Genomic DNA, 24746 nt, shown 5'->3' with positions numbered 1-24746 from the left:
ACTGGTTCAGTCATCGCGCGACACGACCAGACGAAGGTGTTTGGCCGCGCGTTTGAAATCCGTTTGGTCTTCGGCAAAACCGTCAACGGTTTTAGGCGCAGCAGGAACCGGTGCCTGAATTTCCGAAAACGATTTGATCCGCGTATCCGTAATCGAAAATCTGCGTGGGGTTTTACCAATCGCTCCATCCGCGACCATGACCCCCAGAACCCGGCTGACGTCGCCAAGATCACTTTTGAGCGGCAAAAGGATCATGCAGGCCTGCATCCGGGTACGCCCCAGTATCCCGCTCGAATCCAGACCCAGTTCGGCAACGGCGGGTGCTGCAAATACCTGCTCCAGAACATCCTTAATCCTGGCGCGGTCATCGGGCTGAAAAAAGGACGTCACAGGCATGCCACGAACCTCCATCCCCGCAAGCCCGTTCAGGTGACTTCCGGCAAGGCGAAACCGAGCCAGTCCAGGGGCGATCCGTTCAAGAATGAAAGTATATTCGAGTATGTTTTCCAGCCCGCGCGGGTCAACCTGGGACCGCATCGGAACACCGTCACCGCTCAGCAATGCAGTCCAATACGCTTCGGCCTGGCGGATCGGCGTAAGGCTGCGCCCACTGTCAAAGCGATCCATTGCGACGATCTTTCCAAATTCTGACCCGGAACCAGTCCCGAAAAAGGTTTTCATTTTTTAACCCTTACGTCAATTGGCCGCCATTTTCATAAAATGCAACACAACCGGAGCATTTGTGGCCTGCAAGCCATTACCAGGGGTAGTTTGACTCGGGTTTATTCAATTTTGGAGCAATTCTTTAACGAATGGTTAACTTACCCCAAACAAATGCGGCCTCAGCCAACTCTTGCTCTGTACCGGTCAATCGCATTAGGTGCGGCAAACATCCAAAAGGGTGAGGCTATAGGAAAGGACAGTCATGATCAGATCCATGACCGGGTTTGCCTCGGGGAAGGGTGAATACGGACCGCATAGCTGGACGTGGGAGTTGCGCAGTGTCAACGGTAAAGGCCTTGATATGCGCCTGCGCGTCCCTGAATGGCTGACCGGGCTTGAGGTGGCCCTTCGGGCCACGCTGTCAAAATCCCTGAGCCGTGGGAATGTGACCCTTTCAATGCGTCTGAATCGTGAGGACTCTGCCTCGGAACTGGCATTGAACGAGGTCGCTATGGCCGCTGCTCTGAGTGCGTTGGAGCAAACACACAAGATGGCAGCTGCGCGCGGCATCGCTCTGGAACCGGCGCGCGCCTCGGACCTTTTGGCACTGAAAGGCATGTTGGATGCAACCGCAGATGCGGATGATCCCGCTCCGCTGGTGGCGCGCCTGACCGAAGATTTCAACGACCTGTTGGCCGCTTTTGTCGGAATGCGCCAGGCCGAAGGCGAAGCGTTGGCGGCCGTGCTGAACACTCAGCTGGACCAAGTTGCGGCGCTGACAGCGCAGGCAGCCGATCTGGCCGTGCAACGCAAGGACAAGATGGCCGCGGCACTTCGGGACAATCTGGCGCACGTACTGGACAATGCGCAGGGCGCGGACCCGGATCGCGTCGCGCAGGAACTGGCTTTGATCGCGGTCAAAGCCGACATTACCGAAGAGATCGACCGCCTGTCTGCACATGTGGCCGCAGCGCGAGAGTTGCTTGGGCAGGAAGGGGCTGTCGGACGCAAGCTTGATTTCCTGATGCAGGAATTCAACCGCGAAACTAACACGCTGTGTTCCAAGGCTCAGAGTACGGAACTGACGGCTGTCGGGCTGGAACTGAAGGCGGTGATCGATCAGATGCGCGAACAAGTGCAAAACGTAGAATAATGATGGGAACGACTGATATGGTGGATCGCCGAGGCCTTTTAATCATCCTGTCTTCCCCGTCCGGGGCAGGCAAATCCACCCTGGCAAAGCGGCTGATGGACTGGGACAAGGACCTTGAGTTTTCGGTCTCGGCCACAACCCGTGCCCCGCGTCCGGGGGAAGAACATGGGCGGGATTACTATTTTCTTTCTGAAGACGAGTTTAAGCAGAAGGTCGCCGATGGCCAGATGTTGGAACATGCGCATGTCTTCGGTAATTTCTATGGCTCACCCGCTGATCCGGTGCGTAGTTCGATCCACGCGGGTAAGGACGTGCTGTTCGACGTGGACTGGCAAGGCGAGGTTCAGATCCGCAACTCGGATCTGGGTAAGCATGCGTTGTCGATCTTCATCTTGCCGCCATCGATCCCTGAACTGCGCCGCCGTCTGGAATCGCGTGGACAAGATAGCGATGAAGTTATCGCACGGCGGATGCTCAAAAGCTGGGATGAGATCAGCCACTGGGGCTATTACGATTATGTCCTGATCAATGACGATCTTGAGGCGACCGAAAAGAAGCTCAAGACCATCGTCAGCGCCGAACGGATGCGCCGTATTCAACAGCCAAATCTGCAACAACACGTGCGCAAACTTCAAAACGAATTCGAGGGGCTGTCATGACGATCTTCGCGTTAGGCGAGCACATGCCGGATATTCACGAGGACACATGGGTTGCGCCCGATGCCAACCTGATCGGCAAGGTTGTGCTGGAAAAGGGTGCCTCGGTTTGGTTCGGCTGCACGATACGCGCAGATCACGAGGAAATCCGCGTTGGTGCAGGCAGCAACGTTCAGGAAAACTGCGTCATGCATATCGATGCCGGGTACCCTTTGTCGATCGGTCCGAATTGCACTATCGGACACAAAGTGATGCTGCACGGGTGTACGATCGGACAAAATACTCTGATCGGAATGGGCGCGATTGTTCTGAATGGTGCCCGGATCGGACGGAATTGCCTGATCGGGGCAGGGGCCTTGATCACGGAAGGCAAGGAGATTCCGGATAACTCCCTTGTGATGGGGGCTCCGGGCAAAGTGGTGCGCCAGCTGGACGAGGCCGCAGCAAAACGGATTACCCTAAGCGCGCTGCACTATCAGGAAAACATGCGCAGGTTTCGGGACACCTTAAGACCTGTCCAGTAAGACGCGCGGATTGATCGGGGTTTGAAGCATGTCAGATAACCTTCTTGATGGATATGTTCAGGCCATTCCTATGCCCGCGCTGATGGTGGATCAGACCGAACGGATCATTGCCGCCAATACGGATGCAAAAACCCTTCTGGGGCAGAATATTGTAGGGCGGCATTTTGCGACCATCCTGCGGCAGCCACAGGTTCTCGAAGCGATTGAGCAAAGCCTTCAGTTGAAGGGAACCAAGACGGCGCGTCATCTTTCCAATGATGGCGCTCAGGACACAACATTTGATGTGCAATGCCGATATATGAACGGGGTCGGAGCCGTGTCGGGTGGCGCCATTCTGGCCACTTTTCAAGATGTCACGCACCTGGAACAGGCAAGTCAGATGCGCCGCGACTTTGTTGCCAATGTCAGTCACGAATTGCGGACACCGTTGACGGCACTGATGGGCTTCATTGAAACCTTGCGCGGCCCTGCACGCAACGATCCGGCTGCGCGTGACCGGTTCCTGCAAATCATGGCCGATGAAGCCAACAGGATGAACCGGCTGGTTGGCGATCTTTTGTCCCTGAACCGCGTGGAAAGCGAAGAAAGAGTTCGCCCAAAGCAACAGCTGGAGCTGACAGGGCTGCTGCAATCCACCCTTAACTCGTTGCGCCCCCTAGCGGAAGAGGCGGGTGTGACGCTGACGCTTGACGCACAGGACGGCCCGCTTTCAGTAACCGGAGACAGCGATCAGTTACGTCAGGTATTCACCAACCTGATCGAAAACGGAATAAAATACGGTGCTAGCGGTGGCAGCGTCACAGTCAGCGTTCTGTCATCAGAGCGTGACGCGGCGATGCGTGGGCCTGGGGTGCGGGTGAAGATCATCGACAAGGGGCCAGGAATTGATTCTGTGCATCTGCCACGCCTGACCGAGCGCTTCTATCGCGCCGACAATCACAGGTCGCGGCAGTTGGGTGGAACGGGGCTGGGGCTGGCCATCGTCAAGCACATCGTCAATCGCCACCGCGGACGGTTGCGCGTGGAAAGTGAGTTGGGAAAAGGTTCCGTCTTTACAGTCATCTTACCACGGTAGCCCTTCCCGCATTATCACCCTTCAAAATCTGCCTCGTTACGTTTTTTTGACCTGAAATCTCCGGATAAACGAGGGTTGTCATAAAAGCGTTACACACTTGTCACAAAAGGCTTACGCACGGCACCTAGGGGTGCACGCAGGATCATCATGGGGGTGATCAATCATACCTTTTCAAGGAGACTGAAATGTCCTTTGTAAAACTGTCGGCTTCTGCGCTGGCAATCACCGCCGTCTCGGCAACCACCGCTGCTGCCCGTGACAACGTTCAGGTTGCCGGTTCGTCGACCGTTCTGCCATATGCGTCGATCGTCGCGGAACTGTTTGGTGAGAACACCGACTTCCCGACCCCGGTTGTTGAATCGGGCGGTTCGTCAGCTGGTCTGAAGCGTTTCTGTGAGGGTGTTGGTGAAAACACCATCGACATTGCAAACGCATCGCGCGCGATCCGTGAAAAAGAAATCAAGGCCTGCGCCGAAAACGGTGTGACTGACATCATGGAAGTCCGCATCGGTTATGATGGCATCGTCTTTGCAAGCCAGCAGAACGGTCCTGCCTTCACCGCTTTTGAACCTGCCGACATCTTTAACGCACTGGGCGCAAAAGTCCTGAAAGACGGTGAAGTGGTTGATAACCCTTACACCACCTGGGCCGAATTCAACCCGGAACTGCCTGATGTAGAAATCGCTGGCTTCATTCCAGGTACCAAACACGGCACCCGTGAAGTATTCGAAGAAAAAGTTCTGCTGATCGGTTGTGAAGCGACCGGTGCGATGGAAGCCATGATTGCTGGCGGCATGAGCGAAGACGACGCAGAAGATGCTTGTCTGGCTGTTCGTACCGACGGCAAGGCGGTCGACATCGATGGTGACTACACCGAAACGCTGGCGCGTATCGACACCAACCCCAATGGCATCGGCATTTTCGGCCTGGCGTTCTACGAGAACAACACCGACAAGCTGAAAGTGGCAACCATGTCGGGTATCGCTCCTTCGACCGAAAGCATCTCGACCGGTGAATATCCGGTTTCGCGCCCGCTGTTCTTCTACGTGAAGAAAGCCCATATCGGCGTGATTCCCGGCCTTAAAGAATACGCCCAGTTCTTTACCCACGACGAAATCGCAGGCGCTTCGGGTCCTCTGGCAAATTATGGTCTGGTTGCGGACCCTGAGCTGGCAAAGACTCAGGATGCAATCGCCAACGAAGTTACCATGGGTTCGGGCAGCTAATCCCGCCTTTGGTTCGAAATACCGGGGGGCGGCATTCCTGTCGCCCCCACATTTTTTAGCTTTCCCGGCCAAGACCAAATGGGGGTTTCATGCCGATAGTATGGCTTGTTCTGATCGTGCTAGCGATTGCTGCAGTCGGTTACCTGTTGGGGCGCACACGCGCCCTGCAAAGCGCCAAAGGAGATATCCGGGCTTTGCACTCGCTTCCGTCGTATTATGGCGCAAATGTCGCCCTCAAGACGATCGTTCCCGCATTTGGCCTTATGATCCTCTGGTTGCTAGTACAACCGCTTTACGTGAACTCTCAGGTATCCGAAATGATCTCGGGTTCCGCCATCGAAGACGGCGCGTCCCTCAATCTGGTCATGGCCGAGGTCCGTCGCACCGCGTACGGCTTGGATAACGCAGTTGCCGCCGGGCAGATACCCGAGGAACTGGCGCGCAACGAGCGCGCGGATGTGATCGACATGACCCAGCGTCTGAAGGATGCCGGGCAGGTGGTGACGTCGGATATCACGCAACCTGTGCTGCGCGCGGCGCAAAGCTATCGGATCATGAATGCGACCGGCTATTCGATCATGACAGTCGCCGTCATACTGACGGCACTCGCCGGTGCTGCGGTCAGCTGGCTTCAAACCCACGCGGAATACCGCGCGCGCAATGTGGTCGAGCAGGGCGTGCGAATCCTGTTGCTGGCAGCCGCGTCCATCGCAATTCTGACTACTGTCGGGATCGTCCTGTCCCTGGTTTTCAACACTTGGGAATTCTTCAAACTCTACCCTGCTACCGATTTCTTTTTCGGCACGACTTGGGCCCCCAGTTTTTCGGGGCGCGGCGGGTCGTCTGAACTTGGCATTCTTCCCCTGCTGTGGGGGACATTCTATATCTCGCTCGTTGCCCTTCTGGTGGCTGTCCCGATCGGGCTGTTCGCCGCGATTTACCTCAGCGAATACGCGTCACCCCGTGTCCGCGCCGTAGCAAAACCGCTGCTCGAGATACTGGCAGGTATCCCGACCATCGTTTACGGCCTTTTTGCGCTGCTTACCGTTGGTCCGCTTTTGCTTGGACTGTTCGGGGATGACGGGCTTGGCTGGATGAAGGCTGGCACGGCAGTCATGACCGCTGGGTTGGTCATGGGCATCATGCTGATCCCGTTTGTGTCCTCGTTGTCGGATGACATCATCAACGCGGTGCCGCAGGCTCTGCGCGACGGTTCTTACGGATTGGGTGCAACGCAGTCCGAAACCATCCGTCAGGTTGTTCTGCCAGCGGCGCTTCCGGGTATCGTGGGGGCGATCCTGCTGGCCGCATCGCGCGCCATAGGTGAGACAATGATCGTGGTCCTTGGGGCAGGGGCCGCAGCGCGGCTGAGCCTGAACCCGTTTGAAGCCATGACGACCGTCACCGCAAAAATCGTGAGCCAGCTGACCGGAGACGCGGATTTCGCATCGCCCGAAGCGCTTGTAGCCTTTGCACTGGGCATGACCCTTTTCACCCTCACGCTTGGGCTGAACATCTTTGCCCTCTACATCGTGCGCAAGTATCGGGAGCAATACGAATGACCGACGCCAGCATGCAAAGCCCAGAAACAGGTCATCGCTCAGTCTCGCTGACTGTAGGGGATGCACATACCAAAAAACGTGCAAATGCAGAGAAACGATTTCGGGCATACGGGATTGTCGCTATTGCAACGGGCCTGTTCTTCCTGATCGTTCTGTTCGCCTCGATCCTGTCGCAAGGTATTCCGGCCTTTCAGCGCACTGTTGTCAGCGTGGATTTCACCTTGTCCGCTGCGCAGCGAGACGAGGCGGAAAGTACGTTGTTCAAGACCAAGGCCTATTCCAACCTGTTCATCGCTCAGCTGAGCAAGGAACTGGAGGACCAAGGGATCAGCGTTGATTTCGACGAAGCGGCCATCGAACGTCTTCTTGGTAAAATCGGCGGTACAATCCGAACTTACTATGCCGACAACCCCGGCAAGCTGGGTGATCCGGTCAAGTTTGATCTGGCCGCCTCCAGCCGGGTCGACGGGTATTTCAAAGGCCGCGTGTCCCGTGACACCTTGCAGGACAGCCGGTTTCTACAGCTAAGCGATCTGGATCTGGTTGATGCGCTGGAACAGGCGGGCATCATCAAGCAGGCTTTCAACTGGCCGTTCATCACCGGCGCGGATTCTGGCGTTGACAACCCGGGCGGTGCTGGCATCGGCGCCTCGGTCATTGGGTCATTTTTCATGATGCTGGTGGTTTTGGGCCTGTCACTGCCCATTGGTGTGGCAGCGTCGATCTATCTTGAAGAATTCGCCCCGCAGAACAGGTTCACCGACCTGATTGAAGTGAACATCTCGAACCTTGCAGCCGTGCCGTCGATTGTGTTCGGTATTCTGGGTCTGGCCGTGTTCATCCAGTTCATGCACCTGCCACAATCGGCACCGCTGGTAGGTGGTCTGGTTCTGACCCTCATGACATTGCCGACGATCATCATCTCGACCCGCGCCTCGCTGAAAGCGGTTCCACCGTCGATCCGTGATGCAGCGTTGGGGGTAGGGGCCTCGAAAATGCAGGCTGTGTTCCACCACGTGCTGCCTTTGGCCGCGCCGGGCATTCTGACCGGCACCATCATCGGTCTGGCACAAGCCTTGGGTGAAACTGCACCGTTGTTGCTGATCGGCATGGTAGGCTTTGTGGCGCGGGGATATCCCGACGGGTTCCTTGCCGGCTTTACCGAGCCGAACTCGGCAATGCCCGCCCAGATTTACACTTGGGCCGCACGCGCTGATGTCGGGTTCTACCAAAAGGCCTGGGGCGGAATCATCATCCTTTTGATGTTCCTGCTGACCATGAATATCATCGCTATCATCTTGCGCCGCCGCTTTGAACGCCGCTGGTAATTGGGGGCAATAATGAACGACATGACACGAGTGGAGAGAACCGTGGACTCCAAAGACATCAAGATCAACGCGAAGAAGGTTCAGGTTTATTACGGTGATACCCACGCCATCAAGGACGTGAGTGTTGAGATCGAAGACAAGACCGTCACGGCCTTTATCGGCCCTTCGGGTTGTGGAAAATCGACCTTCCTGCGGTGTCTGAACCGGATGAACGACACCATCGATATCTGCCGTGTCGAAGGTGATATCCTTTTGGACGGCGAAGACATCTATGACAAGCGGGTCGACCCCGTACAGTTGCGCGCCAAAGTGGGTATGGTGTTTCAAAAACCGAACCCGTTCCCCAAGTCGATCTACGACAACGTGGCCTACGGTCCGCGCATCCACGGCTTGGCGAAGAATAAGGCGGAACTTGATGAAATCGTTGAGAAATCCCTGCGCCGAGGCGCGATCTGGGATGAAGTCAAGGACCGTCTGGATGCGCCTGGCACGGGCCTTTCAGGGGGGCAGCAGCAGCGTTTGTGTATCGCGCGCGCCGTGGCAACCGAACCGGAAGTCCTGTTGATGGACGAGCCGTGCTCGGCGCTGGACCCGATTGCAACCGCACAGGTCGAAGAGTTGATCGACGAATTGCGTTCCCGATATTCGGTTGTGATCGTCACCCATTCGATGCAGCAGGCCGCGCGCGTCAGCCAGAAAACGGCCTTCTTCCACCTGGGAAATCTGGTCGAATTCGGTGAAACCGGGCAGATTTTTACTAACCCGGTCGATCCGCGCACGGAAAGCTACATTACAGGCCGTATCGGCTAAACACAGGTATCAAACAATGAGCGAACAACATATTGCATCTGCTTTTGACCGCGACCTCGAAACAATCCAGGCGCATATCATGAAGATGGGCGGTCTGGTTGAGGCCGCTATCATGAGCGCGGCGCGCTCTCTAGAAAGCCGTGACGTTGAGCTGGCCCAGGATGTGCGGCAAGGTGACAAGGCCATCGACGCCTTGGAAGATCTGATTGATGAGGAAACCGCGCGTCTGATTGCCTTGCGCGCGCCCACGGCCAGTGACCTGCGTTTGGTTCTTTCGGTCCTGAAGGTATCCGGCAACCTCGAGCGGATTGGTGATTATGCGAAGAACATCGCCAAGCGTACGACCGTTCTTGCCAATGCGGGCGAGATCAGCGGCAGCGCCGCTGCCTTGCGCCGCATGGCGCGCGAGGTCGAACGTATGCTGCGCGACGCGCTGGACGCATATATTCAGCGCGACGCGGAATTGGCCACCGACGTCATCAACCGCGATGAAGAGGTCGACCAGATGTATAACGGCCTGTTTCGCGAGCTCCTGACCTTCATGGCCGAGGATCCGCGCAATATTTCCGCCTGTATGCACCTGCATTTCATCGCCAAGAACATCGAACGTATGGGCGACCATGTAACCTCGATTGCCGAGCAGGTGGTGTATCTGGTCACAGGCGACCGCCCGACCGAGGCTCGGCCCAAGGCCGACATAACGTCGCAAACAGCGTAGGAGACGCTTCAGATGTCCGCAGATCAACCGACAGTATTGGTGGTCGAGGATGAGTTGGCCCAACGCGAGGTGCTGGCCTACAACCTTGAAGCCGAGGGTTTTCGCGTCTCAAAAGCAGCCAGCGGTGACGAAGCTATGTTGCTGGTCGACGAAGACTGCCCGGATATCATCGTTCTGGACTGGATGATGCCCAACCTTAGCGGGATTGAGGTTTGCCGCCGACTCAAAAGCCGTCCGGACACACGTTCTATCCCGATAATCATGCTGTCGGCCAGATCAGAAGAGGTAGACAAGGTTCGCGGGCTTGAAACCGGTGCCGACGATTACGTGGTCAAGCCATATTCGATCGTCGAACTGATGGCGCGTGTTCGAACACAACTGCGCCGCGTTCGACCGGCAACTGTTGGCTTGCGACTGCAATATGACGACATCATTCTGGATTCGGAAACCCACAAGGTCAGCCGCGACAGCAAGCCCTTGAAACTGGGCCCAACCGAGTTCCGGCTTCTCAGCACGTTCATGGAAAAGCCGGGCAGGGTCTGGAGCCGTGAACAATTGCTGGATCGGGTCTGGGGACGCGACATCTATGTCGATACGCGTACGGTTGATGTTCATATTGGACGCTTGCGCAAAGCCTTGACGCAACATGGCGGGGTTGATCCTGTTCGCACAGTCCGCGGTGCTGGTTACGCATTGGGATAACACGCATCAGACTTGTTTTGGTCGAATTTGTTTGATCACTGATTGCGGTTGTATCTGAGTAATTCTCCGCCGTGTCATATAACGTATAATTTGTATTATGGTAAAATAGTAGGACTTGTAATACGGAACGCAAGCCAACACTTTGAAAACACTGTAACGAACCTGCCCGGAATACGCATGGAGCTTGAGAACAAAACTGTCGTTATCACCGGCGCTGCCCAAGGCATTGGTCGTGGTCTTGCAGAACGGTTTTCCCATGAAGGAGCACGTGTTGTTTGCTCGGATGTCGATATCGCTGGTGCTAAATTGGTTGCGGAACAAACCGGTGGTCAGGCGTATCCCTGCGACGTTTCCAGCGAAGCGCAGATCAAGAATCTCATTGATTTTGTAGAAGAAACTGTCGGTCCAATTGACCTGTTTTGCGCAAATGCCGGAATTCTGACGCTTGGTGGTATCGATGTTGCGGACGAAGATTGGGATCGGATCTGGAAGATCAATGTAATGTCCCATGTTTGGACTGCCCGCCATCTGGTTCCACGCATGGTTCGTCGCGGCGGCGGATATATTATGATAACTGCGTCTGCGGCAGGTTTGCTGAACCAACCTGGTGCAGCCCCGTATGGGGTTACTAAACACGCCGCTGTAGGATTTGCCGAATGGCTTTCGCTGACATATGGCGCTGAAGGATTGAAAGTCTCGGTCTTGTGTCCGCAGGCTGTGCGTTCAAGAATGACCGAAGGACATGAAATTTCAGTAGCTTCGATTGATGGAGTGCTCGAGCCCAGCGATGTGGCTGACTCCTGCGTACAAGCTATTCGAAATGAACAGTTTTTAGTTCTACCTCATCCACAAGTCGCTGACTATTTGCAGTTCAAGGCGGCTGACTATGACCGGTGGCTAAGTGGAATGCAGAAGTTAAATCAGAGATTTAGCGACAACACTTAAGGTTGCGCGCGAACTCTGCGCATCAATCCTTCCTGTGCAACAGATGCAACAAGGGAACCGTCCTCGGAATAGATCGATCCACGGTTAAAGCTGCGTCCCTGCCCCGTCCACGGCGAATCCATCACGTACAGATGCCAGTTCTGAAAATTCACCGGCGCGTGAAACCATAGCGCGTGGTCCAGACTTGCGCCGTTGAACTCTCCGCTAAACCAGCTCAGACCGTGAGGCCGCAATCCAGAGGACATCAGGTTCATGTCAGACGCATAAGCCAGCAGTAAGTGCTGCGTTCTGGCATCGACCGAAGCGGCAGCGGGCATACGAAACCAGGTCTGGTTTCGATCATCAGAGACTTTCGGTGTGAATGGGTCCAGATGATCGACTTCCCGGACCTCGATCGGGCGTTCGCGCAGCAATTCGCCCCTCAACCTTTCGGGAACACGTTCAACGTATGTTTTACGCAATTCAGATCGGGACGGGTACGTTTTTGGTGCGTTCACGACGGGCATCGGATGCTGATGGTCCCAGCCTTCGTCCCGGACATGAAAGGACGCCGACATGTTCAGGATTTGTTTTCCATGCTGAATTGCAACCACGCGGCGGGTTGTGAAAGAACCTCCGTCTCGCGCTCGATCAACTTGATAAATAACGGGTTTCTCAGGATCGCCCGGGCGAATGAAATAGGCGTGCAGCGAATGACACAACCGTTCTTCTACAGTTCGATATGCCGCAGCCAGCGCTTGCGCAATGACCTGCCCGCCAAATATGCGTGTTGGCGTTTCACCGCCCGACCCCGTCCCGCGAAACAGATCGACCTCAAGCCGTTCAATATCCAGAAGATCCAGTAAGATACGTTCCGCTTCGGTCATCGTCTGCTCGCAAGTTGTGTCGTCCGGCACCGGGTATCAGTACAGAAGAAATCATTCAATCATGGCGGCATGGACCAGCGCCTTGAGTTCGGCACGGGATGGGTACGAACTTGACGGGGACAATTGGGTAAAGAAAATCGCCGTCAGGTCATTCTGCCAGTCAATCCAGAAATAGGTCGACGCCATTCCACCCCAACTGAAATCCCCGATAGAGCCGGGAACCCTTACCAGACCGGGATTCAGAACAACCGCACCGGCCAGCCCAAAGCCCATTCCTTCCATCGGTTGCTCTGCAAAACTCTGCGGGCCCATTGACGCAATGTCGCCGGGAAGGTGATTGCGCATCATGAAATCAACTGTTTTCGGACCAAGTATGCGGCACCCGTTCCCGGCCCCCCGGTTTCGAAGCATGTCCGCGAATTTGGCATAATCATCGATTGTCGAGATCAGACCACCACCGCCGGAAAAGGTCGTCGTGTTTTCGAACGGGGATACTATGTGGGAATCAAACAGCCTCAGGCTTTCGCTGCCGTGATCCGCGGAATTCAGCGCCATCGCGTCGCCAGCCAATGGGGTGTAGAGCGATGCGAAACGATCCCCTACCCCAACGGGTACGGAAAAACCTGTTTCTCGCATGTTGAGTGGTTCAAGGATTTCGGTTCGAAAGAACTGCTCCAATGACTGGCCCGAGACCACCTCGATCACACGACCCAGCACGTCAATACCGACCGAGTATTCCCAGCGTGCACCGGGTTGGAACGCCAGTGGCAGCCCTGCCAGATCGCGCACAAGGTGTTCCAGAAGTCCCTGATTGGGTTTGAAAATAAGGTCCCGTTCATCCATCGCATGGGGTAAAAGCCCGGGGTTGAACGGATAGCTTAACCCACTGGTATGCGTCAGTAACTGATGCAGAGCGGGAGACGGTGCAGCCTCGGTCTGATCCAGTCTCTCCGCCCCCGGTACCAGCGCGTGCATATCTTTGAATTCAGGTAGAAGTTCAGAAACAGGCGCGTTCAGGTGAACAAGTCCACGTTCGACCAATGTCATCAACGCGACTGATGTGACCGGTTTGGTCATGGAATAAATGCGCACCAGCGTGTCGCGTTGGAATGGCCGGCCAGTCTCCAGACTGCTGACACCACTGGCATGAAAAAAGGCTTCGTCCCCTTTGTGGCGCAGCAAAAAGGATGATCCGGCATATTTGCGCTGCTCAACATAGCTCTCCATCCAATGGCTAAGCCGATCCAGCCGGGTTTGATCAAACATGGATTGCCTGTGGGACATTTAGATATTTCCGTTCGGTGTTAAGCAGTGACTGTTTAGGCTTGTGACCTGAAATAACAGCAAAAAGCTGCGTGTTGCAGAGAAATTCGTGATCAGGCTTCCTCAGCGTGCCTCACAATGAAATGTTAGACTGATTTCGACGCAGATTCGCCTGAAGTTCAATGAACAAGATTTCAAGGGACCGAAACGGAGGAACCCTATGACGCGGACCATAGATTTTATTTACGATTTTTGCAGCCCGAACGCGTTTCTCGCCTATAAAATGCTCCCCGATCTTGCCGAGCGCTATGACGTAAGCATTACTTATGTTCCTGTCCTGTTGCCTGCGGTGTTCAAAGCGACGCATAACCAAAGCCCGTTTCAGGCATATTCCGAAAACCGCCAGAAAACGGCCTATTTGACGCATGATCTGCATAGGTTTGCCCGCCGTCGTGGGCTGAGCTTTCATATGAGCCCGCATTTTCCGATCAATACCAAACTTGCCATGCGAGGCGCGTGTTTTGCTAATGGAAAACCTTGGGAAGTCAAATATATAAACGCGATTTTTGATGCTATTTGGGTACATGGTCAGAAGGCGGACGAGATCGGTGTCCTAACGGATATTCTGAACGAAAACGACTTGCCCGTTCGCAAAATTCGCGAAGCCATGACAAGTCCCGACGTTAAACTGAAACTGAAAGAGAAAACTAAATCGTCGGTTCGGCGTGGCGTGTTTGGGGTTCCCAGCATGTTCACCGGGGCCGAATTGTTTTTTGGAAAGAACAGTCTGCCAAACCTTGAAGTTGAGCTTTCAAGGCAAGATAGTGACATAAAAACAGCTTGATAGGTCGTCACTCTAATGTGGACTCAAGAGCTTTCAGGCCGTGCTGGGCGAATATAGGAACATATGCGCCAAAAGCCTTTGCGCGGTCGGGGTCTGACGCATTCCCATCCAGCGCGCGTTTGTAGACACCCTGTAGAATGCCCGCCATACGAAAGAAATTGAAGCCCAGATAAAAGCCGAAATTGTCTATGCCATCCAGGCCTCGACGTTTGCAGTATTGGGCAATGAATGCCTCATCGCTGGGCAGGCCCAGGCTCTTTCGATCCACACCCGCCAGCCCCCGGCCCTGTTTTCCCGGCGGCAACTGCCATTGCATGATTACTGCGGCCAGATCCGCATAAGGGTGACCGATCGTCGACAGTTCCCAATCCAGCACTCCGATACATTCCGCCCGGTTCGGCGCAAACATCAGGTTGTCGATGCGGTAATCCCCATGCACCAGCGTGCACTGCCCGTCATCGGCCGGTACCGAGGTCTCTAGCGCTGAAGCCAGCGCATCCATATCCGCAATGGCCGAGGTCTCGGACGCTCGGTATTGCTTGGTCCAGCGAGCGATCTGACGCTCGTAATAGTTGCCAACCGGCCCATAGTCAGACAGGCCAACGGCATCGATATCCACCATATGCAGCTGGGCAAGAACCCTGTTCATCTCGTCAATGATGGCGGCGCGAGTTTCGTTGCTTTCTTTGGGCAGGGTTGGGTCGGGAAACACCCTGCCCTGCAAACGCTCCATCACATAAAAGGCCGAGCCGATGACGCTGTCATCTTCACACAGCAGATACATCTTGGGCACCGGAACCTCGCTTCCGGCAAGGGCGCTTTGAACCCGAAATTCGCGATCAACGGCATGTGCCGATTTCAGCAATTTTCCGGCGGGTTTTCGGCGCAGCACATAGGTTTTCTCTGGCGTGCGTAACTCAAACGTCGGGTTGGATTGCCCCACGTCAAATTTCCTGGCCTCCAATGGCCCGTTGTAGCCGGAAAGATGCGCTTTCAGATACGTATCTACGGCTGCCAGATCCAGATTAGTTTCGGTTTTCATTGGCTGTCTTCCCGTCACAGGGCCTCGGCAAAGATGTTTCCGGCGGTCACAACGTTGATCCCACCCGAAACCGGGATCACTGCGCCTGTCACATAGCTGCCGCCGCGACCGCACAGGAACAACATACAGCCTGCGATATCCTCGTCCCGTCCGACGCGACCCAGAGGTACAGACTTGCCAACCCGTTCTCTGGTATCCTCATCGGCTGTCGCAAAGGCCGTCATGCGCGACACAAACGGTCCCGGAGCGAGTGCGTTCACCGTGATGTGGTACGGTGAAAGTTCCTTGGCCAAGACCCTGGTCAGATGCAAAACCGCAGCCTTTGAGGCCGAATAGCTGTAGGCCCCATCGCCCATAGGGACTTCACCCATGACCGACCCGACATTGACAATGCGCGCCGGGTCTTTGGCGGTGCCTGATTTCATTAGCATTGGCAAAAGCCGCTGGGTCAGTTCGAATACCCCTGTCACGTTGACAGACATGACCTTTTCCCATGCATCGTAGGGAAACTGCCCCATCGGTGCACCCCAGGACACCCCCGAATTGTTCATCAGGATGTCTAGTTTTTCCGTACGCGCCTGAATGTCAGAGACCAGCTTGCCTATACCGACTTCGCTGCCAATGTCACCGGCAAAGCCTTCGGCGCTGCCCGGCACGTCCAGCGCGTTCAGTTCTGCGGCGACCTCGGCACAGGCGTCTCCTTTTCTTGAGGCAATGAGCACGCGCGCACCCGCCCGAACCAGCGCCTCGGCTGCCATGCGGCCTATACCAGTCGCTCCACCTGTTACCAATGCGGTTTTGCCGTGAAGCGAAAAGAGCGTGTCGGGTGTCATTCTGTGTACCTCAGTTTCATTGTCACCAGTTCATCGTGATACATATTGCGTTCCTCTTGCCGTTGCGGCAGGCGTTGGACCGTAGCGTTGACAAAAAACCATGCTGCACCAAAACTTCCTCGACACAAAGTACAGGCAGATCAGAGGCGGTATGCAAGCATTACTCAGCGTCGCACCGGGTGGTCCCGAAACCCTGGAGCTTACGACCCTACCCGACCCGAAACCGGGCAAAGGTCAGCTTTTGATCGGTGTGAAAGCAGCGGGCGTGAATTTTCCGGACATGTTGATTATCCGCGATCTGTACCAGATGAAGCCGCCACGGCCCTTTGCTCCGGGCGGTGAAATTGCGGGTGAAGTTCTGGCTGTGGGCGAAGGCGTCAATGGATTTAAGCCAGGCGACCGTGTTTTGGCCCTAACCGGGCATGGTGGGTTTTCGACCCATGTCACACTCAAGGCGGACACTGCAATCCGAATTCCTGATGCGATGCCCTATGAAGATGCCGCCTGTTTCATTTTCACCTACGGCACGTCCTACCACGCGTTGAAGGATCGGGCGGAGATTCAACCCGGTGAAACCCTGTTGGTACTGGGTGCCGCCGGAGGTGTGGGGTCAGCCGCCATTGAACTGGGCAAAGCCATGGGTGCCAGGGTGATCGCAGCCGTTTCATCACCTGAAAAGGCCGAATTCTGTAGCCAGATTGGTGCCGATGACGTGGTGATTTACCCGCGCGACATGGACAGGGATGCACAAAGAGCCTTCTCAACCGAAGTTAAGAAACTCGCAGGTTCTGACGGCGTTGACGTCGTCTACGACGCCGTTGGGGGTGCGCTGGCCGAACCGTCCCTGCGCAGCATGGCTTGGAACGGTCGTTACCTTGTCGTCGGTTTCCCAGCGGGCATTCCGCGGATTCCCTTGAATCTGGCCCTTTTGAAAGGATGTCAGATCGTTGGTGTGTTTTGGGGTGCGTCAGTATTCCGCGACCCGATCGGCCATGCTGACAACGTCAAGAACCTGTTCGATCTGAACACAGCCGGGAAAATCAAACCGCGGATTAGCGCCCGGTTCCCGCTTGCCCGCGCGCACGAGGCGCTTGAACAATTGTCGCAACGATCCGTTCTGGGAAAAATCGTTGTCACCATGGAGGAAAATTGAGGCCGGGAACAAAATGGCGGCCCGATTCCCACACCGGTTTTTCGACTGTACTCGATCCGGCAAAGGCAGGTAGACAACCCAACCTCAAGGCGTCTATGTACCATTAATGGGGATCGTGAAGACATGCACAACGTTTTGGTATTGAATGGCCCAAACCTCAACCTGCTTGGCACACGGCAGCCCGAGGTTTACGGCAGCACCACTCTGAAGATGATCGAGGACGAGTGCCAGCGACATGGCGCGTCCATTGGCCTAGAAGTCTCGCATCTGCAATCCAACCATGAGGGTGTGTTAATTGATGCGATCCACGGCGCACGCGGTGTGCAGGATGGCCTTGTGATCAATGCGGGGGCGTTCACACACACGTCGGTTGCGCTGATGGATGCCATCGCGTCAGTTGAACTGCCGGTTGTCGAAGTTCACCTATCCAACATCCATGCAAGGGAAGCATTCCGTCACAAGTCCTATATCGCGCCTGTCGCTCTGGGGCAGATCTGTGGATTTGGCGCCCAAGGTTATGTTCTTGCACTGGACGCACTGGCCGCCCATCTGAAAGCAGGTGATACGGCATGACCCTCAGGGAATATCTACGATTTGTCAGCTATGCCAAAACCCTGGAAGACCTGTGGGATGCGCATTGCCGACAAATGGCGGAATACGGGCTTGATCGTTTAATCTACGGCCATACGCAATACAGGACGGCAACCTCATTGGGCGATCCAGAGGATTTTGTCATCCTGACCAATCATAACCGCGCCTATGTGGACGGTTTCATCAAGGACGGTTTGTATTTTCACGCCCCCATGTTGAAATGGGCGCTGGACAATGAAGGCGCCGCCAGCTGGAGAATGTTGCTGGACATGCACTCTCGCGGGTCGATGACCGATAAAGAGCGCGAGGTTTTCGAGTTCAACAAGTCCATGGGTGTTGTTTCTGGTTACACCATCAGCTTCAACTCAGTCTCGGTGCGCTCCAAAGGGGCGATTTCCTTGTCCGCCAAGGAAGGGATGAGCCAGGAAGACATTGACGCAATCTGGCAGGAGCACGGCGAAGACATTCTTTTAATGAACAACGTTGCGCATCTGAAGATCCTGACGTTGCCTTTCAACCCTCCGAACCGGGCCCTGACAAAGCGTCAGCGCGAGGCTTTGCAATGGGTCGGTGACGGCAAAACCACGCAGGACATAGCCCTGCTGATGGGCCTGACAGCGGCAACTGTCGAAAAGCATCTTCGACTCGCCCGTGAGGCGTTGTCGGTCGAAACGACGGCTCAGGCTGTTTTAAAGGCATCTTTGCATAATCAGATGTTCATTATGGAAGTTTAGGAGTGTTTTTGTGATGCCATCCAGCGTCAGTTTACCCTAGGTAAGGAAATCACTACTTTTCAAATCTAACCTAAAAGTTGCAAAGTGAGAGTGTTCCGTGAGTGGTGGCTTTAGCCAGGGAACATTCGATTGGATCTTTGCGATTTCAAAGCTCTCCAATCACTCTGACAAGGGGGCGCCTATTCGTCCGCGTACCTGTGTCGGAATTTTGGGGGGCCTCGACCATCCCCATCATGCGGGGCCCTCCAATCCTTCACTTCTTTGCCAATTCTATGATGTGCCACTAACAAAAAAGGGCTACGCAATGCGTAACCCTTTAATTTTGTTCAGCAAGGCCCCAGTCGGAGCCGTTCTTTAGCCCTGAGCGGCTTTTGCGACTTCGGCAGCGAAGTCTTCTTTTTCCACAACGATGCCTTCGCCAACCTCCAAGCGAACGAAGCCGGTGATGGTTGCGCCTGCTTCTTTTGCAGCGGCTTCAACGGTCAGATCAGGGTTCACAACGAATTGCTGGCTCAGCAATGTCGATTCGGCGACGAATTTCTTCATGCGGCCTTCGATCATCTTCTCGATCACCTGCTCCGGCTTGCCGGATTCGCGGGCGATGTCCATCTGAACCTGCTTCTCCTTCTCGACAATTGCCGGGTCCATGTCGGCCTCAGATAGGGCAGCCGGGTTCACAGCGGCGATGTGCATCGCAACCTGCTTGCCGATAGCCTCATCACCACCCGACAGTGCAACCAGCACACCGATTTTGCCCATGCCGTTGGTCGCAGCGTTGTGCACATAAGACACAACAGTGTCGCCAGACAGTTTGGCCATTCGGCGCACCGACATGTTTTCGCCAATGGTGGCGATCTTGTCGGTCAGGGTATCGGCAACGCTTTTGCCGCCCAGATCAGCCGCCATCAGCGTGTCAATACCGTCCACGCCTTCAGCCGCGTTTGCGATCTTGCCGACCATTTCCTGAAACTCAGCGTTTTTCGCAACGAAATCGGTTTCCGAGTTCACTTCGACAGCAACACCGTTGCCACCGCTGACGTGAACAGCAACCAGACCCTCTGCTGCGGTACGGCCCGATTTCTTGGCCGCTTTGGCCAGGCCTTTGGTGCGCAGCCAGTCAACGGCGTCGTCCATGTTGCCGCCGGTTTCGGTCAGCGCTTTTTTTGCGTCCATCATGCCTGCGCCGGTCGAGTCGCGCAGTTCTTTAACCATTGCTGCTGTGATTGCCATCTTTTGGCTCTCCTCAATTCAAACGGAATTGGGGCAGGTCATACCCTGCCCCATATGTCATTTACGTGACGGGCAGCTTACGCTTCGGCAGGAGCTTCTGCGGCTTCTTCCGCAAGAGCTTCTTCAACCGGAGCTTCTTCGAATGCGCCTAGGTCTACGCCTGCTGCGCCCATCTGTGCGGTCATGCCGTCCAGAGCGGCGCGTGCGACCAGATCGCAGTACAGAGCGATTGCGCGTGCTGCGTCGTCGTTGCCGGGGATGATGTAGTCAACGCCGTCGGGCGAGCAGTTGGTGTCGACAACAGCCACAACCGGAATACCCAGTTTGTTGGCTTCTGCGATGGCCAATGCTTCTTTCTTGACGTCGATGACGAACAGCAGGTCCGGAACGCCGCCCATTTCGCGGATACCACCTAGCGACGCCTGAAGTTTGCCCTGGTCACGTTCCATGCCCAGACGCTCTTTCTTGGTCAGGCCTTCTGCGCCCGATTCCATGGCTTCGTCGATCTGGTTCAGACGGTTGATCGACTGGGAAACGGTTTTCCAGTTGGTCAGCGTGCCGCCCAGCCAACGGTGGTTCATGTAGTACTGAGCCGACTTTTCAGCCGCTTCAGCGATCGGGCCAGCGGCCTGACGCTTGGTACCAACAAACAGAATGCGGCCACCCTTTGCGACGGTGTCACGAACAGCCTGCAACGCCTGATCCAGCATCGGAACGGTCTGGGTCAGGTCCATGATGTGAATACCATTGCGCGAGCCGTAGATGAACGGGCCCATGCGGGGGTTCCAACGCTGTGTCTGGTGACCAAAGTGAACGCCAGCTTCCAGCAGCTGACGCATGGTGAACTCGGGAAGAGCCATGCTATTTTCCTTTTCCGGTTTACGCCTGGGCGGGGGTGAAAGAAGCGGACGCTCCAACCGGCGGTCTTGATGAGGATGTCTCCCTCAAAAAGGCCAAACCCCGCCTGCGGGTTTGAATGGCGCGCGTATAAGGCAGGTTTGCGCACTACGCAAGGCCCAATCGGCCTTATTTTTCAAGCTGCGCCAATGCGTGCGCATGCCTGACAGCGTCTTCACAATGGGCGGCCAGAGCCTTGCGGTTTTCAAAGTCGCTGACCCGCGCTGGCGCATGATAGATTAGTTCAACAGTTCCTTGCCGACGTGCGCCAAGGGTCTTCAGCAAATGCGGCCCGAACTCCATATCCCCCCACCAGCCATAAAAGCGTTTTGGCTGGCCTTTGGGCGCGTGAAACACCACGGAAACGGGTTGGATATACATGAAATCACGCAATTCATCCGCGAAGAACGCAGCGAAAAGCGTTGTTTTAAAAGGTAAAATTCGAAGTCCATCTGTTGAGGTGCCTTCGGGGAAGAACAACAGTTTGTGACCCACCTTCAGGCGGGTTTCAAAAAGTTTGGTTTGTTCCTTGGCTTTCTTGCGATCCCGTTCGATGAACAGGGTTCCGGTCGCACGGGCCAGCCAGCCGATACCGGGCCATTTGGCGACTTCTGCCTTGGAAACAAAATAGACCCTCTTGCGCGCGTTCAGAGCAAAAATATCCAGCCAGGATGTGTGGTTTGCCACCACTGCCCCCCTCTCTTTCATCAGCGCGCCTGATGTGCGAAACCCGATGCCAAGAATTCGAAACGCGTTGCGGCAGACAAACTGCGTGATGAACGGCGTGACAGGTCGCCGGACGCCGAAAAACGGATACTCTATCAAGCGAACAGTCAGAAGGATGATCAGGCCACCAAAGACAAGGGCCGCTAGCGGTACTCCACGCAGAATGGCCAGAACCCATCCAATAAAGCCCAGCTCGATCGGGTCGGGCGCGTCTTCACTATTCCAGAGCGGGTCGTTCACAGCGTCACGCCCCGCCATAAATTCGACGCTGCCGTTCATTCATGCGCGTCGTGTCGAGGATCAGGCAAACATCCGTTGTGTTGAAGGTGTGGTCGATAAAGGCACCCTCGCCCACGAAACCACCCAAGCGCAGGTAGGCTTTGATCAATGCTGGCACCTGAACCATGGCGGCGCGGCGGTCCAAAGCCTCTGGTTTCACAAGGTCCATCGACTGAAAAACATCGGGCTGCGCCCGTACGCGCAACTCTGGCGGAGCCAGATGGTTGTGGTGAAGCATCGACAAGGGTTGCGCCAATGTGGCCACGTTTGTTCCGTGAAAACTCGCAACGCCGAACAAGACTTCAATTTCACGTTCCGCTACATAAGCGGCCAAACCGTTCCACAGGTGGTACATTGCCGTACCCCCACGGTAGTCGGGATGCAGGCACGACCGTCCCAACTCCAACAGTTTGCGCCCACTGTTCTTGAGAACGGTCAGATCATATTCATCTTCGGAATAGAATTGCCCCAGTTCCGCAGCACGTTCGCCCGGTAACATCCTGTAGACGCCAATAATTTCGCCGGTGTGATCATCATACGCCAACATATGATCGAAATACGGGTCGAAACGGTCTTTCTCGAGGCCAGCATCGTGATCAACCATCTCTCCGCCGCCCCCCAACTCACGCACGAAGACGTCATAGCGCAGGCGTTGAGCTGCTTGCAGGTCGGCTTCGGTCTCGGCCAGTTTTACGGTGAAAGAAGGGCCAGTATCCGGCATATGGGGTGATCCGTGTTCTATTGGCTGCTGATACCGCAGTTATTCGGCCAAAGGCAACAAGCCCCGCTTCGGTCAGCGCTGTTAACATTTCCTAAACCACTTTCACGGATCAAAGACCGGCATCAGGGCGATGCGCGTACCGTCGATCACCACTTTCCCCTGCTCGCGAAAGTTCACGGTGATCTTGCCTGCAATGTTGGACTGAACCTGTCCGACGCCCCATTCGGGAAAATCCGGGTGGCGGACGAACATGCCCGGTGCAAGTATAGCATTCATGTCTGTCATAGGGGCCTCCGGGACGTGCGGCAGATACAGTCGGAGGTACGCATGGGCGAGAGCAACGTCAACCTGGCCGAATTGATCGGTTCGCGGATTTGCCATGATCTGATCAGCCCGATCGGGGCGATCACCAACGGGCTTGAGCTGTTGGATATGGTGGGCTCCGTACAGGGGCCCGAGATGGAGCTGATCTCGGGCAGCGTCGGAAGTGCCGGGGCACGTATTCGCTTTTTCCGTGTTGCCTTTGGCTCGAGCAGTGATCACCCGCTTGGTCGGGCCGAAGTAACCGAACTGCTGAAAGATATCGAGCGTGCGGGGCGGATACGGTTCAATTGGAACCTGACCGGGCCAGTGCCCCGTAATCAGGTCAAACTGGCCTTTCTGGCGCTTATGTGCTGTGAAAGCGCCATGCCGCTTGGCGGCGCGGTCGAGATCGTTAATCAGGGCAACAAGTGGATCGTGACCGGGGTTGCAGACAGGTTGAATGTCGATGGTGATCTTTGGAAGAACGTCGTGACAGGTCGTTTTCCCACCAAAATCACGCCCGCGCACGTTCAATTCGCGTTGCTGCCTGAAACGGCGGCTGCGATGGGTCGGCGGATTGCCGTTGAAACCTCGGCAACCCGCGTGTCACTTCGGTTTTAAGCCCGGATCGTTCCGTTCCCGCGTACGAGATATTTGAAACTGGTCAATTGCGCCGCCCCGACCGGCCCGCGCGCGTGCATCTTGCCCGTCGCGATTCCGATTTCTGCCCCCATGCCAAATTCACCGCCATCCGCAAACTGGGTCGAGGCATTATGCATCAGGATTGCGCTGTCGAGACGCTCAAAGAAACGGGCTGCTGCTGCGTCATCCTCGGTCATGATGCAATCAGTGTGGTTTGAGCCGTATTGCTGAATATGAGCAATCGCAGCGTCGATATCGGCAACGGGCTTCGCAGCGATCACGTTGTCGAGGAACTCTTTTCCCCAGTCATCCGCCGTAGCAGCAACTGTACTCTCTCCAGCGAGAACACCATCGGCGTGAACCTCGACACCTGACTGGACCAGTGCCGCAACGACGTCACGCCCCAGTGTGTCGGCGATATCCTGATGAACCAGCAAGCATTCAGCGGCTCCGCAAATACCAGTGCGGCGGGTCTTGGCATTCAGTACCACTTCCAGCGTTTTCTGCGGATCAGCAGCCTTGTCGACGTAAATGTGCACGATGCCTTCGAGATGAGCAAAGACCGGCACACGGGCCTCTCGTTGCACAAGGCCCACCAGTCCCTTGCCACCGCGTGGAACGATGACGTCGACATAGTCGGTCAGCGTCAGCAACTCCTGCACTGCAGCGCGGTCGCGTGTGGGCACCAGTTGGATGGCGTCTTCGGGCAGGTTCGCGGCCTTCAGCCCTTCGACCAGACAGGCATGGATCGCGGCTGAGGAATGAAAGCTCTCGGATCCGCCGCGCAGGATTACCGCATTGCCCGATTTCAGACACAGCGCCCCGGCATCCGCAGTCACGTTGGGTCGGCTTTCGTAGATCACGCCAATAACCCCTAACGGTGTCCGGACGCGTTGGATGTTAAGGCCCGTGGGCATATTCCATTCTGACAAAACCTCACCCACCGGGTCGGCCTGATCTGCGACGGTTCTCAGCCCGTCGACCATGCCCTGAATACGCGCCTCATCAAGCATCAGGCGATCCATCATTGCGGGGCTCAGACCCTTGTCGCGGCCGAATTCCAGATCTTTTTGATTGGCTGCGATGATCCGTGCCCGATTGGCCCAAACCGCATCTGCGGCTGCAATCAGCGCTGCGTGCTTTCGTTCAGCTGTTGCGAAAGCCAGTTCACGCGAAGCGGCTTTGGCACGTTTCCCAAGATCTTCCATCAGAGCAGGAATGCTGTCGAAGTCTTTCATATCGCGTGCCTTTCAGATCATC

At 55.7% G+C, this 24746-nt stretch carries 27 protein-coding genes; 16 read left to right on the top strand and 11 right to left on the bottom strand.

Translation table 11 applies throughout. The annotated features are described in order from the left end of the window. Positions 1 to 6: 6 nt before the first annotated feature. Entirely contained in the window at positions 7 to 681 is a 675-nt protein-coding gene (locus ACR0NZ_RS03895; RefSeq protein ID WP_480472782.1) for a PAS domain-containing protein, read from the bottom strand. Positions 682 to 925: 244 nt separating this feature from the next. Here ACR0NZ_RS03895 and ACR0NZ_RS03890 point away from each other — a divergent pair, with 244 nt between their 5' ends. From ACR0NZ_RS03890 to ACR0NZ_RS03840, 11 genes are all read left to right on the top strand, one after another. Next, complete coding sequence (locus tag ACR0NZ_RS03890) at positions 926 to 1816, top strand: YicC/YloC family endoribonuclease (RefSeq protein WP_480517038.1); 891 nt, start codon at positions 926 to 928, stop codon at positions 1814 to 1816. Positions 1817 to 1833: 17 nt separating this feature from the next. Further along, positions 1834 to 2475 (top strand): guanylate kinase, encoded by a 642-nt coding sequence (gene gmk / locus ACR0NZ_RS03885; RefSeq protein ID WP_480476737.1) that lies wholly within the window; start codon positions 1834 to 1836, stop codon positions 2473 to 2475. Beyond that, positions 2472 to 2996 (top strand): gamma carbonic anhydrase family protein, encoded by a 525-nt coding sequence (locus tag ACR0NZ_RS03880; RefSeq protein ID WP_480472778.1) that lies wholly within the window; start codon positions 2472 to 2474, stop codon positions 2994 to 2996. Before gmk ends, ACR0NZ_RS03880 begins: the two co-directional genes overlap by 4 nt. A 28-nt stretch (positions 2997 to 3024) precedes the next feature. After that, positions 3025 to 4071, top strand: coding sequence for a sensor histidine kinase (locus ACR0NZ_RS03875; RefSeq protein WP_480517036.1), 1047 nt, complete (start codon positions 3025 to 3027; stop codon positions 4069 to 4071). A 185-nt stretch (positions 4072 to 4256) separates the two neighbouring features. Then, the gene (locus tag ACR0NZ_RS03870) at positions 4257 to 5297 is read left to right on the top strand and encodes a substrate-binding domain-containing protein (RefSeq protein WP_480517034.1); all 1041 of its coding nucleotides are present in this window, start codon (positions 4257 to 4259) and stop codon (positions 5295 to 5297) included. Between the two features lie 89 nt (positions 5298 to 5386). Next, entirely contained in the window at positions 5387 to 6859 is a 1473-nt protein-coding gene (pstC, locus tag ACR0NZ_RS03865; protein ID WP_480517032.1) for a phosphate ABC transporter permease subunit PstC, read from the top strand. Further along, on the top strand, positions 6856 to 8187 hold the full coding sequence (gene pstA / locus ACR0NZ_RS03860) for a phosphate ABC transporter permease PstA (RefSeq protein WP_480517030.1): 1332 nt from the start codon (positions 6856 to 6858) through the stop codon (positions 8185 to 8187). Before pstC ends, pstA begins: the two co-directional genes overlap by 4 nt. A gap of 12 nt (positions 8188 to 8199) precedes the next feature. After that, positions 8200 to 8997, top strand: a complete 798-nt coding sequence (pstB, locus tag ACR0NZ_RS03855; protein WP_480480931.1) for a phosphate ABC transporter ATP-binding protein PstB — start codon at positions 8200 to 8202, stop codon at positions 8995 to 8997. A gap of 16 nt (positions 8998 to 9013) precedes the next feature. Further along, positions 9014 to 9715, top strand: coding sequence for a phosphate signaling complex protein PhoU (phoU, locus tag ACR0NZ_RS03850; protein WP_480472766.1), 702 nt, complete (start codon positions 9014 to 9016; stop codon positions 9713 to 9715). 12 nt (positions 9716 to 9727) lie between these two features. Beyond that, entirely contained in the window at positions 9728 to 10417 is a 690-nt protein-coding gene (gene phoB / locus ACR0NZ_RS03845) for a phosphate regulon transcriptional regulator PhoB (RefSeq protein ID WP_480517028.1), read from the top strand. Between the two features lie 177 nt (positions 10418 to 10594). Next, the gene (locus ACR0NZ_RS03840; RefSeq protein WP_480517026.1) at positions 10595 to 11362 is read left to right on the top strand and encodes an SDR family oxidoreductase; all 768 of its coding nucleotides are present in this window, start codon (positions 10595 to 10597) and stop codon (positions 11360 to 11362) included. Here ACR0NZ_RS03840 and ACR0NZ_RS03835 read toward each other — a convergent pair. Further along, the gene (locus ACR0NZ_RS03835) at positions 11359 to 12228 is read right to left on the bottom strand and encodes an acyl-CoA thioesterase (protein WP_480476735.1); all 870 of its coding nucleotides are present in this window, start codon (positions 12226 to 12228) and stop codon (positions 11359 to 11361) included. The genes ACR0NZ_RS03840 and ACR0NZ_RS03835 overlap by 4 nt on opposite strands. Positions 12229 to 12279: 51 nt before the next feature. After that, entirely contained in the window at positions 12280 to 13494 is a 1215-nt protein-coding gene (locus tag ACR0NZ_RS03830; RefSeq protein WP_480517024.1) for a serine hydrolase domain-containing protein, read from the bottom strand. Positions 13495 to 13711: 217 nt separating this feature from the next. Between ACR0NZ_RS03830 and ACR0NZ_RS03825 the strand changes: the two genes are divergently transcribed. Further along, a complete protein-coding gene (locus ACR0NZ_RS03825; protein ID WP_480517022.1) occupies positions 13712 to 14335 on the top strand; it encodes a DsbA family protein in 624 nt (207 codons plus the stop codon). A 7-nt stretch (positions 14336 to 14342) separates the two neighbouring features. Here the strand turns inward: ACR0NZ_RS03825 and ACR0NZ_RS03820 are convergent, their stop codons facing one another. Together ACR0NZ_RS03820 and ACR0NZ_RS03815 are read right to left on the bottom strand one after the other, a co-directional pair. Beyond that, complete coding sequence (locus tag ACR0NZ_RS03820; RefSeq protein ID WP_480517020.1) at positions 14343 to 15377, bottom strand: phosphotransferase family protein; 1035 nt, start codon at positions 15375 to 15377, stop codon at positions 14343 to 14345. 14 nt (positions 15378 to 15391) lie between these two features. Further along, positions 15392 to 16210 carry an SDR family NAD(P)-dependent oxidoreductase gene (locus ACR0NZ_RS03815; protein WP_480517018.1) on the bottom strand — a complete coding sequence of 273 codons (819 nt, stop codon included), beginning with the start codon at positions 16208 to 16210 and terminating at the stop codon, positions 15392 to 15394. 151 nt (positions 16211 to 16361) lie between these two features. Between ACR0NZ_RS03815 and ACR0NZ_RS03810 the strand changes: the two genes are divergently transcribed. From ACR0NZ_RS03810 to ACR0NZ_RS03800, 3 genes are all read left to right on the top strand, one after another. Next, the gene (locus tag ACR0NZ_RS03810) at positions 16362 to 17363 is read left to right on the top strand and encodes an NADPH:quinone oxidoreductase family protein (RefSeq protein ID WP_480517016.1); all 1002 of its coding nucleotides are present in this window, start codon (positions 16362 to 16364) and stop codon (positions 17361 to 17363) included. A gap of 123 nt (positions 17364 to 17486) precedes the next feature. Continuing rightward, positions 17487 to 17936, top strand: coding sequence for a type II 3-dehydroquinate dehydratase (gene aroQ / locus ACR0NZ_RS03805; RefSeq protein ID WP_480517014.1), 450 nt, complete (start codon positions 17487 to 17489; stop codon positions 17934 to 17936). Then, positions 17933 to 18688, top strand: a complete 756-nt coding sequence (locus ACR0NZ_RS03800) for an autoinducer binding domain-containing protein (RefSeq protein ID WP_480493168.1) — start codon at positions 17933 to 17935, stop codon at positions 18686 to 18688. Before aroQ ends, ACR0NZ_RS03800 begins: the two co-directional genes overlap by 4 nt. Before the next feature lie 354 nt (positions 18689 to 19042). Here ACR0NZ_RS03800 and tsf read toward each other — a convergent pair whose 3' ends face one another. The 5 genes from tsf to ACR0NZ_RS03775 form a co-directional block, all read right to left on the bottom strand. Next, positions 19043 to 19918 carry a translation elongation factor Ts gene (gene tsf, locus ACR0NZ_RS03795; RefSeq protein ID WP_480517012.1) on the bottom strand — a complete coding sequence of 292 codons (876 nt, stop codon included), beginning with the start codon at positions 19916 to 19918 and terminating at the stop codon, positions 19043 to 19045. Positions 19919 to 19995: 77 nt separating this feature from the next. Continuing rightward, entirely contained in the window at positions 19996 to 20778 is a 783-nt protein-coding gene (gene rpsB, locus ACR0NZ_RS03790) for a 30S ribosomal protein S2 (RefSeq protein WP_480472744.1), read from the bottom strand. Between the two features lie 166 nt (positions 20779 to 20944). Further along, positions 20945 to 21820, bottom strand: a complete 876-nt coding sequence (gene olsA, locus ACR0NZ_RS03785) for a lyso-ornithine lipid O-acyltransferase (protein ID WP_480517010.1) — start codon at positions 21818 to 21820, stop codon at positions 20945 to 20947. Continuing rightward, positions 21786 to 22541 (bottom strand): L-ornithine N(alpha)-acyltransferase, encoded by a 756-nt coding sequence (olsB, locus tag ACR0NZ_RS03780; protein ID WP_480517008.1) that lies wholly within the window; start codon positions 22539 to 22541, stop codon positions 21786 to 21788. The genes olsA and olsB overlap by 35 nt, the downstream gene beginning before the upstream one ends. A 102-nt stretch (positions 22542 to 22643) precedes the next feature. Next, positions 22644 to 22826, bottom strand: a complete 183-nt coding sequence (locus ACR0NZ_RS03775) for a DUF3553 domain-containing protein (RefSeq protein ID WP_050602459.1) — start codon at positions 22824 to 22826, stop codon at positions 22644 to 22646. A 42-nt stretch (positions 22827 to 22868) separates the two neighbouring features. Here ACR0NZ_RS03775 and ACR0NZ_RS03770 point away from each other — a divergent pair, with 42 nt between their 5' ends. Next, on the top strand, positions 22869 to 23465 hold the full coding sequence (locus ACR0NZ_RS03770) for a histidine phosphotransferase family protein (RefSeq protein ID WP_480517006.1): 597 nt from the start codon (positions 22869 to 22871) through the stop codon (positions 23463 to 23465). Here ACR0NZ_RS03770 and ACR0NZ_RS03765 read toward each other — a convergent pair. Beyond that, complete coding sequence (locus ACR0NZ_RS03765) at positions 23462 to 24724, bottom strand: glutamate-5-semialdehyde dehydrogenase (protein WP_480517004.1); 1263 nt, start codon at positions 24722 to 24724, stop codon at positions 23462 to 23464. The genes ACR0NZ_RS03770 and ACR0NZ_RS03765 overlap by 4 nt on opposite strands. Positions 24725 to 24746 lie beyond the last annotated feature (22 nt).

The sequence above is a fragment of the Ruegeria sp. AE3 genome (genome assembly GCF_056542225.1).
Note: the sequence above shows the minus strand (reverse complement) of the source record. Positions and strands in the feature narration are given on the sequence as shown.

Excerpts from the sequence above, each read along its gene's own strand:
- ACR0NZ_RS03815 (WP_480517018.1), bottom strand. The coding sequence starts at position 16,210 with ATGACACCCGACACGCTCTTTTCGCTTCACGGCAAAACCGCATTGGTA.
- ACR0NZ_RS03765 (WP_480517004.1), bottom strand. The coding sequence starts at position 24,724 with ATGAAAGACTTCGACAGCATTCCTGCTCTGATGGAAGATCTTGGGAAA.
- ACR0NZ_RS03835 (WP_480476735.1), bottom strand. The coding sequence starts at position 12,228 with ATGACCGAAGCGGAACGTATCTTACTGGATCTTCTGGATATTGAACGG.
- ACR0NZ_RS03895 (WP_480472782.1), bottom strand. The coding sequence starts at position 681 with ATGAAAACCTTTTTCGGGACTGGTTCCGGGTCAGAATTTGGAAAGATC.
- ACR0NZ_RS03875 (WP_480517036.1), top strand. The coding sequence starts at position 3,025 with ATGTCAGATAACCTTCTTGATGGATATGTTCAGGCCATTCCTATGCCC.
- olsB (WP_480517008.1), bottom strand. The coding sequence starts at position 22,541 with ATGCCGGATACTGGCCCTTCTTTCACCGTAAAACTGGCCGAGACCGAA.
- phoB (WP_480517028.1), top strand. The coding sequence starts at position 9,728 with ATGTCCGCAGATCAACCGACAGTATTGGTGGTCGAGGATGAGTTGGCC.
- phoU (WP_480472766.1), top strand. The coding sequence starts at position 9,014 with ATGAGCGAACAACATATTGCATCTGCTTTTGACCGCGACCTCGAAACA.
- ACR0NZ_RS03840 (WP_480517026.1), top strand. The coding sequence starts at position 10,595 with ATGGAGCTTGAGAACAAAACTGTCGTTATCACCGGCGCTGCCCAAGGC.
- ACR0NZ_RS03825 (WP_480517022.1), top strand. The coding sequence starts at position 13,712 with ATGACGCGGACCATAGATTTTATTTACGATTTTTGCAGCCCGAACGCG.
- ACR0NZ_RS03870 (WP_480517034.1), top strand. The coding sequence starts at position 4,257 with ATGTCCTTTGTAAAACTGTCGGCTTCTGCGCTGGCAATCACCGCCGTC.
- ACR0NZ_RS03775 (WP_050602459.1), bottom strand. The coding sequence starts at position 22,826 with ATGACAGACATGAATGCTATACTTGCACCGGGCATGTTCGTCCGCCAC.
- olsA (WP_480517010.1), bottom strand. The coding sequence starts at position 21,820 with ATGAACGGCAGCGTCGAATTTATGGCGGGGCGTGACGCTGTGAACGAC.
- pstB (WP_480480931.1), top strand. The coding sequence starts at position 8,200 with ATGAACGACATGACACGAGTGGAGAGAACCGTGGACTCCAAAGACATC.
- aroQ (WP_480517014.1), top strand. The coding sequence starts at position 17,487 with ATGCACAACGTTTTGGTATTGAATGGCCCAAACCTCAACCTGCTTGGC.
- ACR0NZ_RS03890 (WP_480517038.1), top strand. The coding sequence starts at position 926 with ATGATCAGATCCATGACCGGGTTTGCCTCGGGGAAGGGTGAATACGGA.
- ACR0NZ_RS03770 (WP_480517006.1), top strand. The coding sequence starts at position 22,869 with ATGGGCGAGAGCAACGTCAACCTGGCCGAATTGATCGGTTCGCGGATT.
- gmk (WP_480476737.1), top strand. The coding sequence starts at position 1,834 with ATGGTGGATCGCCGAGGCCTTTTAATCATCCTGTCTTCCCCGTCCGGG.
- ACR0NZ_RS03810 (WP_480517016.1), top strand. The coding sequence starts at position 16,362 with ATGCAAGCATTACTCAGCGTCGCACCGGGTGGTCCCGAAACCCTGGAG.
- pstA (WP_480517030.1), top strand. The coding sequence starts at position 6,856 with ATGACCGACGCCAGCATGCAAAGCCCAGAAACAGGTCATCGCTCAGTC.
- ACR0NZ_RS03800 (WP_480493168.1), top strand. The coding sequence starts at position 17,933 with ATGACCCTCAGGGAATATCTACGATTTGTCAGCTATGCCAAAACCCTG.
- ACR0NZ_RS03830 (WP_480517024.1), bottom strand. The coding sequence starts at position 13,494 with ATGTTTGATCAAACCCGGCTGGATCGGCTTAGCCATTGGATGGAGAGC.
- ACR0NZ_RS03880 (WP_480472778.1), top strand. The coding sequence starts at position 2,472 with ATGACGATCTTCGCGTTAGGCGAGCACATGCCGGATATTCACGAGGAC.
- rpsB (WP_480472744.1), bottom strand. The coding sequence starts at position 20,778 with ATGGCTCTTCCCGAGTTCACCATGCGTCAGCTGCTGGAAGCTGGCGTT.
- ACR0NZ_RS03820 (WP_480517020.1), bottom strand. The coding sequence starts at position 15,377 with ATGAAAACCGAAACTAATCTGGATCTGGCAGCCGTAGATACGTATCTG.
- tsf (WP_480517012.1), bottom strand. The coding sequence starts at position 19,918 with ATGGCAATCACAGCAGCAATGGTTAAAGAACTGCGCGACTCGACCGGC.
- pstC (WP_480517032.1), top strand. The coding sequence starts at position 5,387 with ATGCCGATAGTATGGCTTGTTCTGATCGTGCTAGCGATTGCTGCAGTC.